The 12,379-nt window shown below is 64.5% G+C and carries 13 protein-coding genes and 1 pseudogene; 8 read left to right on the top strand and 6 right to left on the bottom strand.

Annotation, left to right across the window (positions count from 1 at the left end; all coding sequences use genetic code 11):
* Window positions 1–299 precede the first annotated feature (299 nt).
* On the top strand, window positions 300–1,616 hold the full coding sequence (locus IFT67_RS01765; protein ID WP_192144815.1) for an NAD(P)/FAD-dependent oxidoreductase: 1,317 nt from the start codon (window positions 300–302) through the stop codon (window positions 1,614–1,616).
* A 197-nt stretch (window positions 1,617–1,813) separates the two neighbouring features.
* A complete protein-coding gene (locus IFT67_RS01760; protein ID WP_244647130.1) occupies window positions 1,814–3,172 on the top strand; it encodes a chloride channel protein in 1,359 nt (452 codons plus the stop codon).
* A gap of 26 nt (window positions 3,173–3,198) precedes the next feature.
* On the opposite strand, the pseudogene IFT67_RS01755 reads toward IFT67_RS01760, so the two are convergent.
* The 4 genes and pseudogenes from IFT67_RS01755 to IFT67_RS01740 all read right to left on the bottom strand — a co-directional run bounded on the left by IFT67_RS01755 (window position 3,199) and on the right by IFT67_RS01740 (window position 6,450).
* A pseudogene (locus tag IFT67_RS01755) lies at window positions 3,199–4,026 on the bottom strand (TauD/TfdA dioxygenase family protein).
* A 29-nt stretch (window positions 4,027–4,055) separates the two neighbouring features.
* Window positions 4,056–4,652, bottom strand: a complete 597-nt coding sequence (locus IFT67_RS01750) for a DUF2147 domain-containing protein (RefSeq protein WP_342450529.1) — start codon at window positions 4,650–4,652, stop codon at window positions 4,056–4,058.
* Window positions 4,625–5,770: an ATP-binding protein gene (locus tag IFT67_RS01745; RefSeq protein WP_192144814.1), complete on the bottom strand. Its 1,146-nt coding sequence runs from the start codon at window positions 5,768–5,770 to the stop codon at window positions 4,625–4,627. The genes IFT67_RS01750 and IFT67_RS01745 overlap by 28 nt, the downstream gene beginning before the upstream one ends.
* A complete protein-coding gene (locus IFT67_RS01740) occupies window positions 5,755–6,450 on the bottom strand; it encodes a response regulator (protein ID WP_192144813.1) in 696 nt (231 codons plus the stop codon). Before IFT67_RS01740 ends, IFT67_RS01745 begins: the two co-directional genes overlap by 16 nt.
* Before the next feature lie 175 nt (window positions 6,451–6,625).
* Here IFT67_RS01740 and IFT67_RS01735 point away from each other — a divergent pair, with 175 nt between their 5' ends.
* The 3 genes from IFT67_RS01735 to IFT67_RS01725 all read left to right on the top strand — a co-directional run bounded on the left by IFT67_RS01735 (window position 6,626) and on the right by IFT67_RS01725 (window position 8,206).
* Window positions 6,626–7,297: an outer membrane protein gene (locus IFT67_RS01735; protein WP_192144812.1), complete on the top strand. Its 672-nt coding sequence runs from the start codon at window positions 6,626–6,628 to the stop codon at window positions 7,295–7,297.
* 91 nt (window positions 7,298–7,388) lie between these two features.
* Window positions 7,389–7,955: a DUF2141 domain-containing protein gene (locus IFT67_RS01730; protein ID WP_192144811.1), complete on the top strand. Its 567-nt coding sequence runs from the start codon at window positions 7,389–7,391 to the stop codon at window positions 7,953–7,955.
* Complete coding sequence (locus IFT67_RS01725) at window positions 7,952–8,206, top strand: hypothetical protein (RefSeq protein ID WP_192144810.1); 255 nt, start codon at window positions 7,952–7,954, stop codon at window positions 8,204–8,206. The genes IFT67_RS01730 and IFT67_RS01725 overlap by 4 nt, the downstream gene beginning before the upstream one ends.
* 114 nt (window positions 8,207–8,320) lie before the next feature.
* Here the strand turns inward: IFT67_RS01725 and IFT67_RS01720 are convergent, their stop codons facing one another.
* A complete protein-coding gene (locus IFT67_RS01720) occupies window positions 8,321–8,659 on the bottom strand; it encodes a hypothetical protein (RefSeq protein WP_107962288.1) in 339 nt (112 codons plus the stop codon).
* A 363-nt stretch (window positions 8,660–9,022) separates the two neighbouring features.
* Between IFT67_RS01720 and IFT67_RS01715 the strand changes: the two genes are divergently transcribed.
* Both IFT67_RS01715 and IFT67_RS01710 read left to right on the top strand, forming a co-directional pair.
* A complete protein-coding gene (locus IFT67_RS01715) occupies window positions 9,023–10,390 on the top strand; it encodes an NAD-dependent succinate-semialdehyde dehydrogenase (RefSeq protein ID WP_192144809.1) in 1,368 nt (455 codons plus the stop codon).
* Between the two features lie 30 nt (window positions 10,391–10,420).
* On the top strand, window positions 10,421–10,720 hold the full coding sequence (locus IFT67_RS01710; protein WP_192144808.1) for a DUF1330 domain-containing protein: 300 nt from the start codon (window positions 10,421–10,423) through the stop codon (window positions 10,718–10,720).
* A 199-nt stretch (window positions 10,721–10,919) separates the two neighbouring features.
* On the opposite strand, the gene IFT67_RS01705 is transcribed toward IFT67_RS01710, so the two are convergent.
* Window positions 10,920–11,639 (bottom strand): glutathione S-transferase family protein, encoded by a 720-nt coding sequence (locus IFT67_RS01705; RefSeq protein ID WP_197982887.1) that lies wholly within the window; start codon window positions 11,637–11,639, stop codon window positions 10,920–10,922.
* Between the two features lie 102 nt (window positions 11,640–11,741).
* Here IFT67_RS01705 and IFT67_RS01700 point away from each other — a divergent pair, with 102 nt between their 5' ends.
* Window positions 11,742–12,308 carry a TetR/AcrR family transcriptional regulator gene (locus IFT67_RS01700; RefSeq protein ID WP_192144807.1) on the top strand — a complete coding sequence of 189 codons (567 nt, stop codon included), beginning with the start codon at window positions 11,742–11,744 and terminating at the stop codon, window positions 12,306–12,308.
* Window positions 12,309–12,379: the final 71 nt, after the last annotated feature.

Here is a 12,379-nt window from a genome sequence, read left to right as displayed (position 1 = left end):
TCGAATGCCGCTTGGTCCTCGGGTCAGCAACACGGCGGGATACGGTCTGTCCTTGCCGCAAAAATGATAATAAAGCGTCCACCGAGACGTTGCGGCAGCTGCGACGATCGTGTCGACGTATGCGTCGGCAAACCTTGTCGGCGAATCTACCGTCGCGACCATGATGAGCCCGCGGCGGTCACGATCGCCAAAACCGGCTCGCACGGCAAGGTTTCGTCGGTTCCGGCCGACGGGGGAGGCAGTTTCACAGGCGCAACCCCAGTCTGGCTCGCCAGCTTCACTACGCAAGGTATCGCATCATGACCGGCAACAAAATCCAGATCGTCATCGTCGGCGGCGGTGCCGCAGGGCTCGAACTCGCGACCCGTCTGGGTGCACGCTATGGACGCAAGCGTCACGACATCATCGTCGTCGATAGGAGCCGGACGCACATCTGGAAGCCGCTGTTGCACGAGGTCGCGACGGGGTCGCTCGACGCCAACATGGACGAGGTCGGTTATCGCAGCCATTGCCACCGCTGGGGCTACCGGTTCTTTTATGGCGCGCTCGCGGCGATCGACCGCGCCGCACGCCATGTCCATCTCGCGCCGGTACACGACGAGGACGGTCGCGAAGTGATCGCCGCGCACTCGATCCGCTACGACTATCTCGTGCTGGCCTATGGCTCGGTCACCAACGATTTCGGTACGCCTGGCGTTGCCGAGAATTGCACGTTCCTCGACAGCCGCGCGCAGGCGGATCGATTCCGCGATCGCCTGCTCGACCAGTGCCTGCGCGTCTCGCGGATGCTGACCACCGATCCGGCCAGCAACGCGCGTGTCCGCGTCGCGATCGTCGGTGGCGGCGCGACCGGTGTCGAACTCTCCGCCGAACTCTTCAATGCCGCCGCGGCGCTAGGCTATTACGGGCTGGAAGTGTTCGACGGCAGCCGACTCGACGTATCGTTGATCGAGGCTGGCCCGCGCATCCTCCCGGCGTTGCCCGAGCGCCTTGCCCAAGCGGCGCATCGGGAGTTGGAGGCGCTCGGCGTACGCGTACTGACCAACACGCCGGTCACGGCATCGGATCGAAACGGTATGACGATCGGGACCGGCGAGCGGATCGACGCCGATCTCCAGGTCTGGGCGGCGGGGGTCAAGGCGGCGGCCATCCCAGGCGGACTGGACGATCTCGAACTGTCGCGTAGCGGCCAGATCGTGGTGACGCCGACATTGCAGACGGCGATCGACGAGCGCGTGTTCGCGATGGGAGACTGCGCGTCCTGCCTGCTGCCCGGTCGGGACCGGCCGGTGCCGCCGCGTGCGCAGGCCGCGCACCAGATGGCATCCGCGGTGTTCGACAACCTCAACCGTCTCATGGATGGCAAGCCGACGCGGCCCTTCGTCTACAAGGATCATGGCTCGCTGGTGTCGCTCAGCCGCTTCTCGACGGTCGGCACGCTGATGGGCAACCTCGTCGGCGGCAAGCTCGCGATCGAGGGACGCCTTGCGCGGTTCGTGTATCTGTCGCTGTACCGGATGCATCTCATCGCGATCCACGGCTGGCTGAAAGGGAGCGCACTGATCATGGTCGGCCATGTCAACAAGATCGTCCGCCCCCGGCTGAAGCTGCATTGATCGCAAATATCGCAAAGCGCCGTCAGCTGGATTGGCTCGACCAGTAACGTCCGGGATGTTTCCGACGATATGCGGCTTTCGCACTAGTGCTCGCTTGAGCCGCGACCTTCTGGCGAACCGGTGTGGCCGATCGTGCAGGCCCGTCCACAGGCTCGGGCCGGGGTGACGAAGGCGCTGGCGTCATCTAGGTCGATGCGATGGTTGGCCTACTCGATCGCTTGATGCCCGCAAAACGCTGGACCCCGTCGCGCTATCGCGCCTTGCTGCGCACACGCGGGCCACGGTCGGTGCAGTTCCGTACGCGTGCCGCCATCCTGACGGGCGCCATCCTCGTCGGGATGCTCGCGACACTGTTCGCCCAAGCGGCAGACAGGGCGGCGCTCGTGTTTGGTGGGTACGCGCACCGGTGGCACTGGTTGCCGCTTCTGACTACGCCGCTGGGTTTCATGGCACTGGTGTGGCTGACGCGGCGCTACGCGCCGTTTGCGCGGGGATCGGGTATTCCCCAGGTTATCGCCGCTCAGGCTGATCCCGACGCGGCAACGCACAGCCTGATATCGCCGGGGACGGTCGGTGCGAAGGCCGTGCTGACGATCGGCGCGGTGCTAAGCGGTGCGTCGGTTGGGCGCGAGGGGCCGACCGTTCAGATCGCTGCGGCGGTGATGGGCCTGACGCATCGCCTGGTCCGCGTGCCGCTGCGGGGCGGGGTGGTGATTGCTGGCGGCGCAGCGGGCGTCGCGGCGGCGTTCAACACGCCGCTGGCAGGGCTGATGTTCGCGATCGAGGAACTGGCGTCGGCGTATGAGCAACGCGTGACGCTGCTGGTGCTCGCTGCCATCGTGATTGCAGGGATGGTAGCGCAGTCCGTGCAGGGGGACTATATCTACTTTGGAGCGATCGGCGCGCATCTGCCGCTCCTGTCGGCGTTGCTCGTGACACCCGTCGCCGGGATCGTCGGCGGAATGGCGGGCGGACTCTTTTCCCGCACGCTGCTGGCGATGGCGCTGGGCCGCAACCGGATCACGGGGTGGACTCGGGCCAATCCGGTGAAGTTCGCAGGCGCGTGCGGCGTCATCGTGGCGCTGCTCGGTGTGTTCACCGGATTGACCTGGGGAACCGGCTACTCCGCGGCACGGGCGATGATCGTCGGGGTCGACGCGCCATTGTGGTTCGGGCCGGCCAAGTTCGCGGCGACGGCGGCAACCGCGATCGCCGGTCTGCCGGGCGGCATCTTCGCGCCATCGCTCGCGGTCGGTGCAGGCGTGGGAAATCTGCTGCGCGAGCTTTTTCCCGGCGATCCGGCAAGCGCGGTCGTCATTCTGGGCATGGTCGCGTATTTCACCGGCGTCGTTCGCGCGCCGTTGACCGCCGTCATCATCCTGTCGGAGACGACCGCCAGCCGCGGCTTGATGCTCCCCATGTTCGCGACCGCCTTTATTGCCGATGCCGCCAGCCGATGGGTGTGTCGCGAGAAGCTGTACCATGGCCTGTCGAAGACGTTCGCGATGCCGGCCATCCCGAAAGAGAGCACTGCGTCCCGGCCACCGGCAGCGTAAGGCGACACAACCGCTGCTCGAGTCGATCAGGCAAACGCTTCGTCGCCCTCCAGCTTGGTGCGGAGCATGAGGCGTCCACAGGTCGGATCATAGGACTCGGCACGGTGCATCGTCCCGGTATTGTCCCACATGACGAGGTCGCCCGCCTTCCAACTGTGGCTGTAGCTGAACCGGGGACTCGTCGCCCATTCGCGGAGGCCGACGAGCATTGCGGTGCTCTCCCGGTCGGCAAGACCGACCACGTTGCGCGCCGTGCAACCGAGAATGAGCGACTTCCGCCCCGAAGCGTGCGTCCAGACGAGCGGTAGCTCCTTTTCGCCAAGCGACTGCATCGTCTTCAGCATGTCGAGCGTCGGCTCGGGTCGATATTAGAAGAGCGAGGCCCACGGGCCGTGGATGACGCGCAACGCGTCGTAAACGGCTTTTTCCGCGTCGGGCAGGTCGTCATAGGCCGCGTAGGTGTTGCAGAAGCCCGTGTTCCCGCCGCTCGGCGCGGGGACCACGCAGGACAGCAGCGAAGCAAGGATCGGCACGTCGCTGTTCGTGCCATCGATGTGCCAGTAGAGCGACCCCTTGAGGAACTCGGCGGTGGCCGGATTGTGCCGCGCATCGAGCGAGATCTGCGCGGTCATCCGACCGTCGCTACCCTCCGATGCCAGCGTTCCCAACGTCTGTGTGAACGCGATCTGTTCGGTTTCGGTGAAGTGGATTTCGGGAAAGACCAGCACCCCACGTTCCTCGAGCAAGTTGCGGATGTCGGCGGCGAGGTGGCCGGCGAGCAGGTCCCGCTTTGGGTTCAGGATCCGGCTGCCGATGCAGTCCTTCACAGCCTCGCTGCGTAATGTCGTCGTCATGTCGTGCTCCCGGAGCAATTTCGAGGGGATCAGCGGGCGGGTTGCCAGGTCGGGCCCCGGCACAGGAACGCAACGCATCCTTCGACCTTCAGCGTACCGTCGGGGTTCTTTGCCAACCGGGCATTGTAGCTCTTGCCGCTGTCAGGATTGTAGATCCTGCCTTTCCAGATCGATCCGGCGTCCATGAACCCGGTCAGGATGAAGGTTCCCTCGATCGGATTGCCGCGTTTCGAGGGATCGGGATTGGCAATGTCGGTAGTCGGCTTGCCGGGCTCTTGCTTGAGCACCTTGACGATCCGGCCGCAGATCGCCTTTCCGCAGGGTTCGATCCTGACCAGTGCCTTGCCTTCGTCGGTGAGCCAGTTGCCGGTCACCGGGGTTGCTGCGCTTGCGCTAGCCGCCGTGCCGGTGAGGATGGCGACACCGATGGCTGCGCGAAATGTACGAGATGTCGTCATCGATCTTTCTCCCGGGCGCGACCGCCAGACGATGCGCGCCGATTGCTCGCCGGGACGATCCCGGTCTTCGGTACAGAGCAGCGCACGGTGGAGATGCGATGGAGAGTAGGTGCAGGTGTCGTGGAAGAAGACGCCGAAGATCAGAGCGGCAGCCATACCGAGAAACACGCGCCCGACCGGTCGACGCGGTTCTTCGCGCGGATACGTCCGCCATGTGCCTCGGCGATCTTCGCCGCGAGCGTGAGGCCCACGCCGCTGCCGGGGCGGCCGGCGAGCTTGTCGGTGCCGGCGCGCCAGAACGGCATGAACATGCGCGTTTCGTCCGCGGGCGCGAAGCCGTCGCCCTCGTCGGTCACGCTGACGATCGCATGGCCGGTCGCGGTAAATACGGCGACGTCGATGGTGCTGTGATCGGGGGCATGCTTGATCGCGTTGGTGAGTATGTTCGTCGTCACCTGGGTCAAACGGACGGGGTCGCCCCGAACGCATACCGTTTCGTAGGACTCGGTGATGGAGACACCGCGTTCGGCTGCCGATGCGCGAAGATCGCCGACAGCCATTCCCAGCAGCACCGCAAGGTCGACCGGTCGTCTGTCGAGATCAAGTTCCCCCGCATCGGCATGCGCGAGGGTCCGCAGATCCTCGACCAGATGCGACAGGTGCTCAACCTGGCGCAGCAGCCGATCGGCCTCGCCGGTCGCCGGATCGATCACGCCATCCGCCAGCCCGTGCAGCCGTCCCTTCAAAATGGTGAGGGGCGTGCGGAGTTCGTGCGCGAGCCCCGCGGTCAGCACGGTGCGTTCTCGCTCGTAAGCGTCGATGTCGGCGGCCATTCGGTTGAAGCTCTCGATCAGGTCGCCGGTCTCGCCCGGTGTCTTGCCGCGCTCCACCCTGACCGATCGATCGCCCGCAGAAACGAGCGCCGCCGCGCGTGCCACCGCGGTGATCGGTCGGCTGATGCGGCGGGCGAAGATCATCGCGACGCCGCCGCCGACGAGGATCGAGACCAGCGCGATCGTCCCGACAAAGCCCAGGTCGGTAATCGCCGGGGCCTTGGCGCCATAGCGGTCGAACAGGTCGAAATAGCGATCGCTCCCCTCCTGGTGCGTCCGCACGAGGAATTCGAGTTGCTCGCGGGCCTTGGGCGGCATGTGCTGCGTCGTCACGCTCAGCCGGTAGTGAACCGCCGCGATATACGCGACCAGACCGAGCAGCATCGTGATGATCGTGGTTGCCGCCGCCAACACGACCATCCGCGTGACGATGCGGTTCAGCAGTCCGGCCACAGGCGATACCCCATTCCGCGCACGGGTTCGATCATGCCGACGCAGCCGGCCGCCGCGAGCTTCTGCCGTAGTTTCGAGAGGTGGCTGTCGACGACCCGGTCATATGCGTCGCTGTCGGGAGAAGCCGCCTCGAGCAGTTCGGCGCGCGTGAAGGCACGTCGCGGCTGCCGCGCCATGTGCGCGAGGATCTCGAATTCGCTCGGGGTCAACAGGATCCGGATCGCCTCCCCGCCATCGGCCGGGCGACAGCTGACGACCCTTGCGTCGAGTTCGATCAGCAACGTGCCGACCGACAGGGTGCGGCGGTTGGTCGCGCCTTGCGTACGGCGCAGCACGGCCCGGATGCGCTCGACGACTTCGGACGGGTTGAACGGTTTAACCACGTAATCGTCAGCACCTATCCGGAGCGACGACAGCTTGGTCACCTCGTCGTCATGCGCGGTGATCATGATGACCGGCGTGTCGACGCGGCGGCGGATCGTGGTGAGAACGTCGAGCCCGTCGCCACCGGGCAGGCCGATGTCGAGCAGCACGAGCGCGGGGTTCGACTGGGCGTGGGCGCGGATCGCGTCCTGCACCGTGCCCGCTTTCACGACTTCATACCCCGCGCGCTCGACATAGGCGGCAAGCAATTCGGCGATCTCGCGTTCGTCTTCGACGATCAGGATACGGTCAGTCACGCGATAATCCTTCGGATCACTGGGGTCTCATACGCCTTCGTCGCGAATTGTGGACGAACGATGGAGGCACCGCTTCATCATTCCTACACCGAATCCACGACGAGCGTTCATCGTCTCCCGCCATCAGCCTGTTCGACACCGCCCCGAAAGGCGGAACCCGAAGAAAGGCTTCTCCATGACCCGTTCCGTATTTGCCCGCGTGATTGCCCTCGGCGCTGCTGCTTTTTCCGTCGCTGCCCAGGCGCAGGATGCTCCGGCGCGCGGCATCTATGCCGTCGCGCGCGCTGGCGCCTCGGTAAATTCCGAGCAGAAGTTCGACGTCGACACTCTACCGTCGCAGTTCGACGACAAGACGAAATACAAGACCGGGCTGACCGGCGAGATCGGCGGAGGCTATGATTTCGGGATGTTCCGGATCGAGCAGACGATCGGCTATAATGGGAACAGCCTGAACCTAAAGGACCTCGGTACGAGCAATCTGCCGGCGTCGGGCCGGACGCGGTCGTACAATGTCAGTGTATCCGGCTATGTCGATATCCCGCTGCACGCGGTGTTCGTACCCTATATCGGCGGCGGCATCGGTGCATCGCGGGTCGATGCCAATCTGTCACGGGTCGGTGCGTCGGGCATCGGCAGCAGCTATTCGGGCAAGGACTGGGGCATGACCTGGCACGGCGACGCCGGCATCGGCATCAATGTCGCCGCGAAGACCACTCTCGAGATCGGCGGCCGCTACGCGCAGACCAGCAAGCTGGCGTTCGACGGGCAGGATGCCGGCGTGGCGACCCGCTACGAACCGACGCTGCGGACGCTGTCCGGCACGATCGGTGTGCGCCACATCTTCTGATCCCGCGCCGAACGGGTCAAGCCGTTCCCTTCCGAGAAGACAGGGCAGGGCACCGCTTGCGGGCAGCCCTGCCTATAGAGGACCGAACATTATGTTGCTCGCTCTCCTGCTCGGCGTGACGTCCGCTGCACTTCAACACCCTGGCTCGGTGCCGATGGCGGTGAGCCCTTCAGGCGCGATCGGCTCTGGCTTGCACAACGATTGCGCGGCATCCGAACCGGGTATCCGGATCGACGTGTCAGGCCTGCGCGATCGGAGTGGGCGGCTTAAGCTCGAATTGTATCCGGCGAACGCGGACGATTTTCTTGCCGACGACGATGCGCTGCTCCGCGCGGGTAAGGTGTTTCGTCGGGTCGTGACCGCCGTTCCGCCCGATGGGATGGTGAGCCTGTGTGTCGCCGTACCAAGGCCAGGCCGCTACGCCGTGCTGGTCATTCACAAACGCGATGGCAGTCGCGCGTTCAGTATCTCCAACGACGGCGTCGGCTTGCCGGGTAGCCAGCACATCGGTCGTCATCGCCCACCCATCGAGCAGGCGATCGTCACCGTGCCAGAGACGCTCGCGATCGTCACTGCGCGGATGCAATATCTGCGCGGCATTGCCGGATTCAAGCCGATGCCATTCAGGCCGATGCCATTCAGGCCGATGGCGCAATGACGCGCCCGCGGATCGTCCTGATGGGCAGTAGGGCAGGAGGCGATCGGCGCGGTCCCGGCCGACGACAGAGGGCGCTCGTCGGCCTGCTTGCGGCGGCATCGATCGTCGGCGCGCTGACACTTGCCCTGGCTCTGGAGCGCTGGCTTGCCGAGGCGATCGACGATCATGTGATCGCGACCATACTCCTGCTGATCGCGGGCATCATCACGATCGCGTTCGTGTCCCCCCTGTTCGCCAAGCCATCGCGCTGATCCATGCCGCCGAGCAGTATCGATCCCGCATTGTGGTCGATCGCAGCTCTGGCCCGTCGGAGCGATGGTCGGACGCGTCCCGGACAGCCGTTGTCGACGACGGTCTGGTTCGCCTCAGCGCTGTTTCTTGGTCGTGCCAGCGGTGAAATCGGGGTCTTTCTTGGCGACCCAATCGACGAATTTGCGCACCGCAGGTTCGGCCAGCAGCGCTTCGGCATTCATCCCGTGACGCTCAAGCTCGGAGTTCGTGAAATTGGCTGTCACGGTCTGCTGGCAAATCGGGTGCATCGGTACGACATCGCGGCCGCCGCGGCTCTTGGGTACGGGGTGGTGCCAGACGATGGTCTTGCCGGTCGGCCGACCACATAACCAGCAGGGTGGCACCGTCGCTGCAACCTCTTCGTCCACATTCGTGTCTTCGTACGGGCCGTGTTTCGAATGCTTGCGAGCCATGCGTTGATCTTGATCCGTCACTGCGCTGCCAACTGGAAGCAGCGCGTGCGGCTCCACTACACGACCGGTTGATCGATACCGAGAGGAAAGATCGGCGTCGGCAGGGCGACGTTACCCAGCGTGCCCACTGGACCATGGGGCAACCGACGTGGACGTCCGCTGACGGGCATCCGAGAACTCTTAGCGCAGTGGTGTTCTTTTGCAGGAATGATCGGTAGTCGACCGCAAGGCCGCGCCGAACGCCCGCGGATACCGGTCTGTCGCGACTGCACCTATCCCGCGCGATCACGCAGGAACTCCGTCTTCGCGACCGCATTGGTTTGACAGGTGTCGTCATACGCAACGATACGCCCAGGAGGCTCCATGTTTCGCAGCATCAATCCCGCAACCGGGGACGAAATCGCAACTTATCCCGAGCTCACCGGAGCGGAGGTCGATGCAAAGCTCGACAAGGCAGCGGCGGCCTTTCGTGACTGGCGCGACGTGGCCATATCGGAGCGCGCCGCGCTGCTTGAACGGATCGCCGAAGAATATGAGGCGAACGACGACCGGCTTGCCCGGATGGCGGTAGCGGAAATGGGCAAGACGCATGCCTCCGCGTTGGCCGAAGTCCGGAAGTGTGCAGCGGCATTCCGCTACTATGCGCAACAAGGCCCGACAATGCTCGAGCCCGTCCACATCGACTTGTCGGGTGGTGGCTCGGCGGAGGTGCGGTATCTGCCGCAGGGGCCGGTGCTGGCGATCATGCCGTGGAATTTCCCATACTGGCAGGCAGTCCGCTTCATTGCGCCAACGATCCTCGCGGGCAATGTCGGCCTGCTGAAACACGCGAGCATCGTACAGGGCTGCGCGCAGTTGATGGAAGAGATGGTAATCGCCGCCGGCGGTCCCGACGGGGTATTCCAAAACCTGGCGATCAAATCCTCTGCAGTCGCCGACATTATCGCCGACAACCGTGTCGTCGCCGTGACGTTGACGGGTAGCGAGGGGGCAGGGCGTGCCGTTGCCGAGCAAGCGGGCCGAGCTCTGAAGAAGGTCGTCCTCGAACTTGGCGGGTCGGATCCGTTTATCGTGATGCCGTCGGCGGATCTGGACACTGCGGTAAAGCAGGCGGTCACCGCGCGAATCCAAAACACTGGGCAATCCTGCATCTGTGGGAAGCGGATGATCGTTCATGCGGACATTTACGACGCTTTTCTCGCGAAATTCTCCGCGGCGATGCGCGCGGTGACGGCAGGCGATCCGATGGACGTCGCGACCGACATGGGGCCGTTGTCGAGCATCGAGCAGCGCGACACCGTGCTCGGACAGCTGGCCGAAGCGAAGACCGCGGGGGCGCGCCTGTTGTTCGGCGGCGAGGCGCTGCCCGGCAAGGGCGCGTTCCTGTCGGCGGGGATACTCGTCGACCTGCCGCTCGACAGCCCCTTCATGGCGGAGGAACTGTTCGGACCTATCGCGATGGTCTTCCGCGCCGCGGATATCGAGGAGGCGATCCGGATCGCCAATGCGATCCCCTACGGCCTCGGCTCATCGGTATGGACCAACGACCCCGACGAGCAGGAGCGGTTCGTGCGCGATATCGAGGCGGGCATGACCGCCATAAACCAGATGCTCGCATCCTCCCCCGAAGCACCGTTCGGCGGTATCAAGGCGTCCGGACATGGGCGCGAATTGGGTCCATATGGCTTGCACGAGTTCATGAACCTCAAGACGGTCCTGCGCAGCGCCTGATCGTCCCCCGCACTTTGGGAAGGAAAACCTATGACCGCCTATGTCGTCTTCGTCCGCGATCGCATCACCGATGCGGCAGAATTCACCGCCTATCAGCAGGCCGCACCACTGGCACGCGACGGGCATGCGATCACCCCGCTCGCTTTCTATGGTGCGGTCGAGACGCTCGAAGGTACGGCAGTCGACGGCGCGGTCATCCTGGAGTTCGCGTCCGTCGCCGAGGCCCATGGCTGGTATGACAGCCCGCTATATCGCGAGGCACGCGAGCACCGCCTCAAAGGTGCCGAGTACCGTGTGTTCATCATCGAGGGGCTTGCCAACCAGACGTGAGTTCCCCGCCGGATTCCATGAATGCGTGCGGTTGCAGGGGGGCGCGACCGATATGCCTTGGCGTTCGGATACCGCCCGCCTGGTTTCGCGTAACGCATCGTCCCTCGACGATGCCGAGGACGAGCCACACGCGTCGATCGAACCTCGACGCGTGCGGCAGTATCGAAGCGTCGGGATCATCGACCGACGCGGGCATATGCTATGGCCGATCGTCGAGTTCCGGCACGCCGCTGCTGCGATCCGCATAGGCGGCGAGGAACGTCGGCCGGCCCTGCCAGCGCTGCCAGAACGCATCGACATGCTCATAGCGCTCGTCGAGCGGCATCGCGTTCACCTTGAACTTCGAGAACGCGATCGCGGTCGCCATCGTGATATCCGAGAAAGTCGGTTCGTCGCCGCCGAGCATCCAGTCACGACCATCGGACAGATGGCGGTCGATCAGCGCGGTATGGGACAGCGCTTCCTTGCGGCAATGCTCGCCCCACGCGGCGTTCGCGGTCAGCTCGAGCTTCGGCCCGAGTCCCTGGTGCAGGACATGGAACGCGGTCGTGATCCGGTAGAGGATGTGCACCCAGATCCGGTTGTCCCACATCGCGTCGAGCCCCTGCTGCTCCGGCGTCTCGCCCATGATCCGCCGCCCCGGATAGGCCTGGTCGAGATAGCGTACGACCGCGGCGGTCTCCGAAATGAAGCTGCCATCCGCCAGTTCGAGCGTCGGCGTCTCGCCCCACGGGTTCATCTTGAGGTGCTTCCACTGGCGCTGCTCGCCGACCGGCGACATGTCGTAAACCGTTTCGTCGAAGCGGTCCGCGATGCCTTTCTCGTGCAGGAAGATGCGCAGGCGCTGCGGGTTGGGGAAGGCCGAAGGCGAAGTGAACAGGCGGAGCTTTGCGGTCGATGGCGACATTTGAACGGTCATGGCGTGTCCCTACCAAGTGATCGGTAGTCACCAAATGCGCACTTGCCTGCCTCGCGTCAACGTCTATCTATCACTTGGTCGGTTTATGAATGGACAGGGCAGATGGCGAGTTCGAACTCCAGGGAAGCCGTGCTCGCTGCGGCCAAGCGAAGCGCGATGGCGCACGGCTATACCGGCCTCAATTTCCGCGACATCGCGGCCGAGGTCGGGATCAAGGCGCCCAGCATCTACCATCATTTCCCGACCAAGGCCGATCTCGGTGCGGCAGTGGCGCGGCGTTATTGGGAAGATACCGTCGCCCAATTGGCGGCGATCTCGGACGAGACACCACGCGCGCGCGATGCGCTTCGCCGCTATCCCGAGATCTTTCGCAAATCGCTCTCGAACGATAACCGGATCTGCCTGTCGAGTTTCATGGCGGCCGAATACGACGATCTTCCGGATGCCGTGAAGACCGAGGTGCAGGGCTTCGCCGACGTCAACGTCGCGTGGCTGAGCAAACTGCTCGTCGAAGCCGACATCGTCGGATCCGCCGAGAGCGAAACCCGGGCAAGGGCGATCTATGCGGCGGTTGCGGGTGCACAATTGTTCGCGCGAGGCCGTTCGGATATCGCGCTCTTCGATACGATGATCGACAGCTATCGCGCCGCGGGCCTCTTGCCGGGATAGTTGCGGCTCAAGCCACGCCCGCATCGCTAAATAGCATCGTGGTCGTTTGATCGTCATTCCGATCCACCTCG

The sequence above is a fragment of the Sphingomonas sp. CFBP 13728 genome (genome assembly GCF_014841895.1).
Classification (GTDB): domain Bacteria; phylum Pseudomonadota; class Alphaproteobacteria; order Sphingomonadales; family Sphingomonadaceae; genus Sphingomonas.
The sequence above is the reverse complement of the archived record's forward strand: the minus strand, read 5'-3'. Positions and strand labels throughout refer to the sequence as shown.

Excerpts from the sequence above, each read along its gene's own strand:
- IFT67_RS01765 (WP_192144815.1), top strand. The coding sequence starts at position 300 with ATGACCGGCAACAAAATCCAGATCGTCATCGTCGGCGGCGGTGCCGCA.
- IFT67_RS01760 (WP_244647130.1), top strand. The coding sequence starts at position 1,814 with ATGGTTGGCCTACTCGATCGCTTGATGCCCGCAAAACGCTGGACCCCG.
- IFT67_RS01735 (WP_192144812.1), top strand. The coding sequence starts at position 6,626 with ATGACCCGTTCCGTATTTGCCCGCGTGATTGCCCTCGGCGCTGCTGCT.
- IFT67_RS01730 (WP_192144811.1), top strand. The coding sequence starts at position 7,389 with ATGTTGCTCGCTCTCCTGCTCGGCGTGACGTCCGCTGCACTTCAACAC.
- IFT67_RS01725 (WP_192144810.1), top strand. The coding sequence starts at position 7,952 with ATGACGCGCCCGCGGATCGTCCTGATGGGCAGTAGGGCAGGAGGCGAT.
- IFT67_RS01720 (WP_107962288.1), bottom strand. The coding sequence starts at position 8,659 with ATGGCTCGCAAGCATTCGAAACACGGCCCGTACGAAGACACGAATGTG.
- IFT67_RS01715 (WP_192144809.1), top strand. The coding sequence starts at position 9,023 with ATGTTTCGCAGCATCAATCCCGCAACCGGGGACGAAATCGCAACTTAT.
- IFT67_RS01710 (WP_192144808.1), top strand. The coding sequence starts at position 10,421 with ATGACCGCCTATGTCGTCTTCGTCCGCGATCGCATCACCGATGCGGCA.
- IFT67_RS01705 (WP_197982887.1), bottom strand. The coding sequence starts at position 11,639 with ATGACCGTTCAAATGTCGCCATCGACCGCAAAGCTCCGCCTGTTCACT.
- IFT67_RS01700 (WP_192144807.1), top strand. The coding sequence starts at position 11,742 with ATGGCGAGTTCGAACTCCAGGGAAGCCGTGCTCGCTGCGGCCAAGCGA.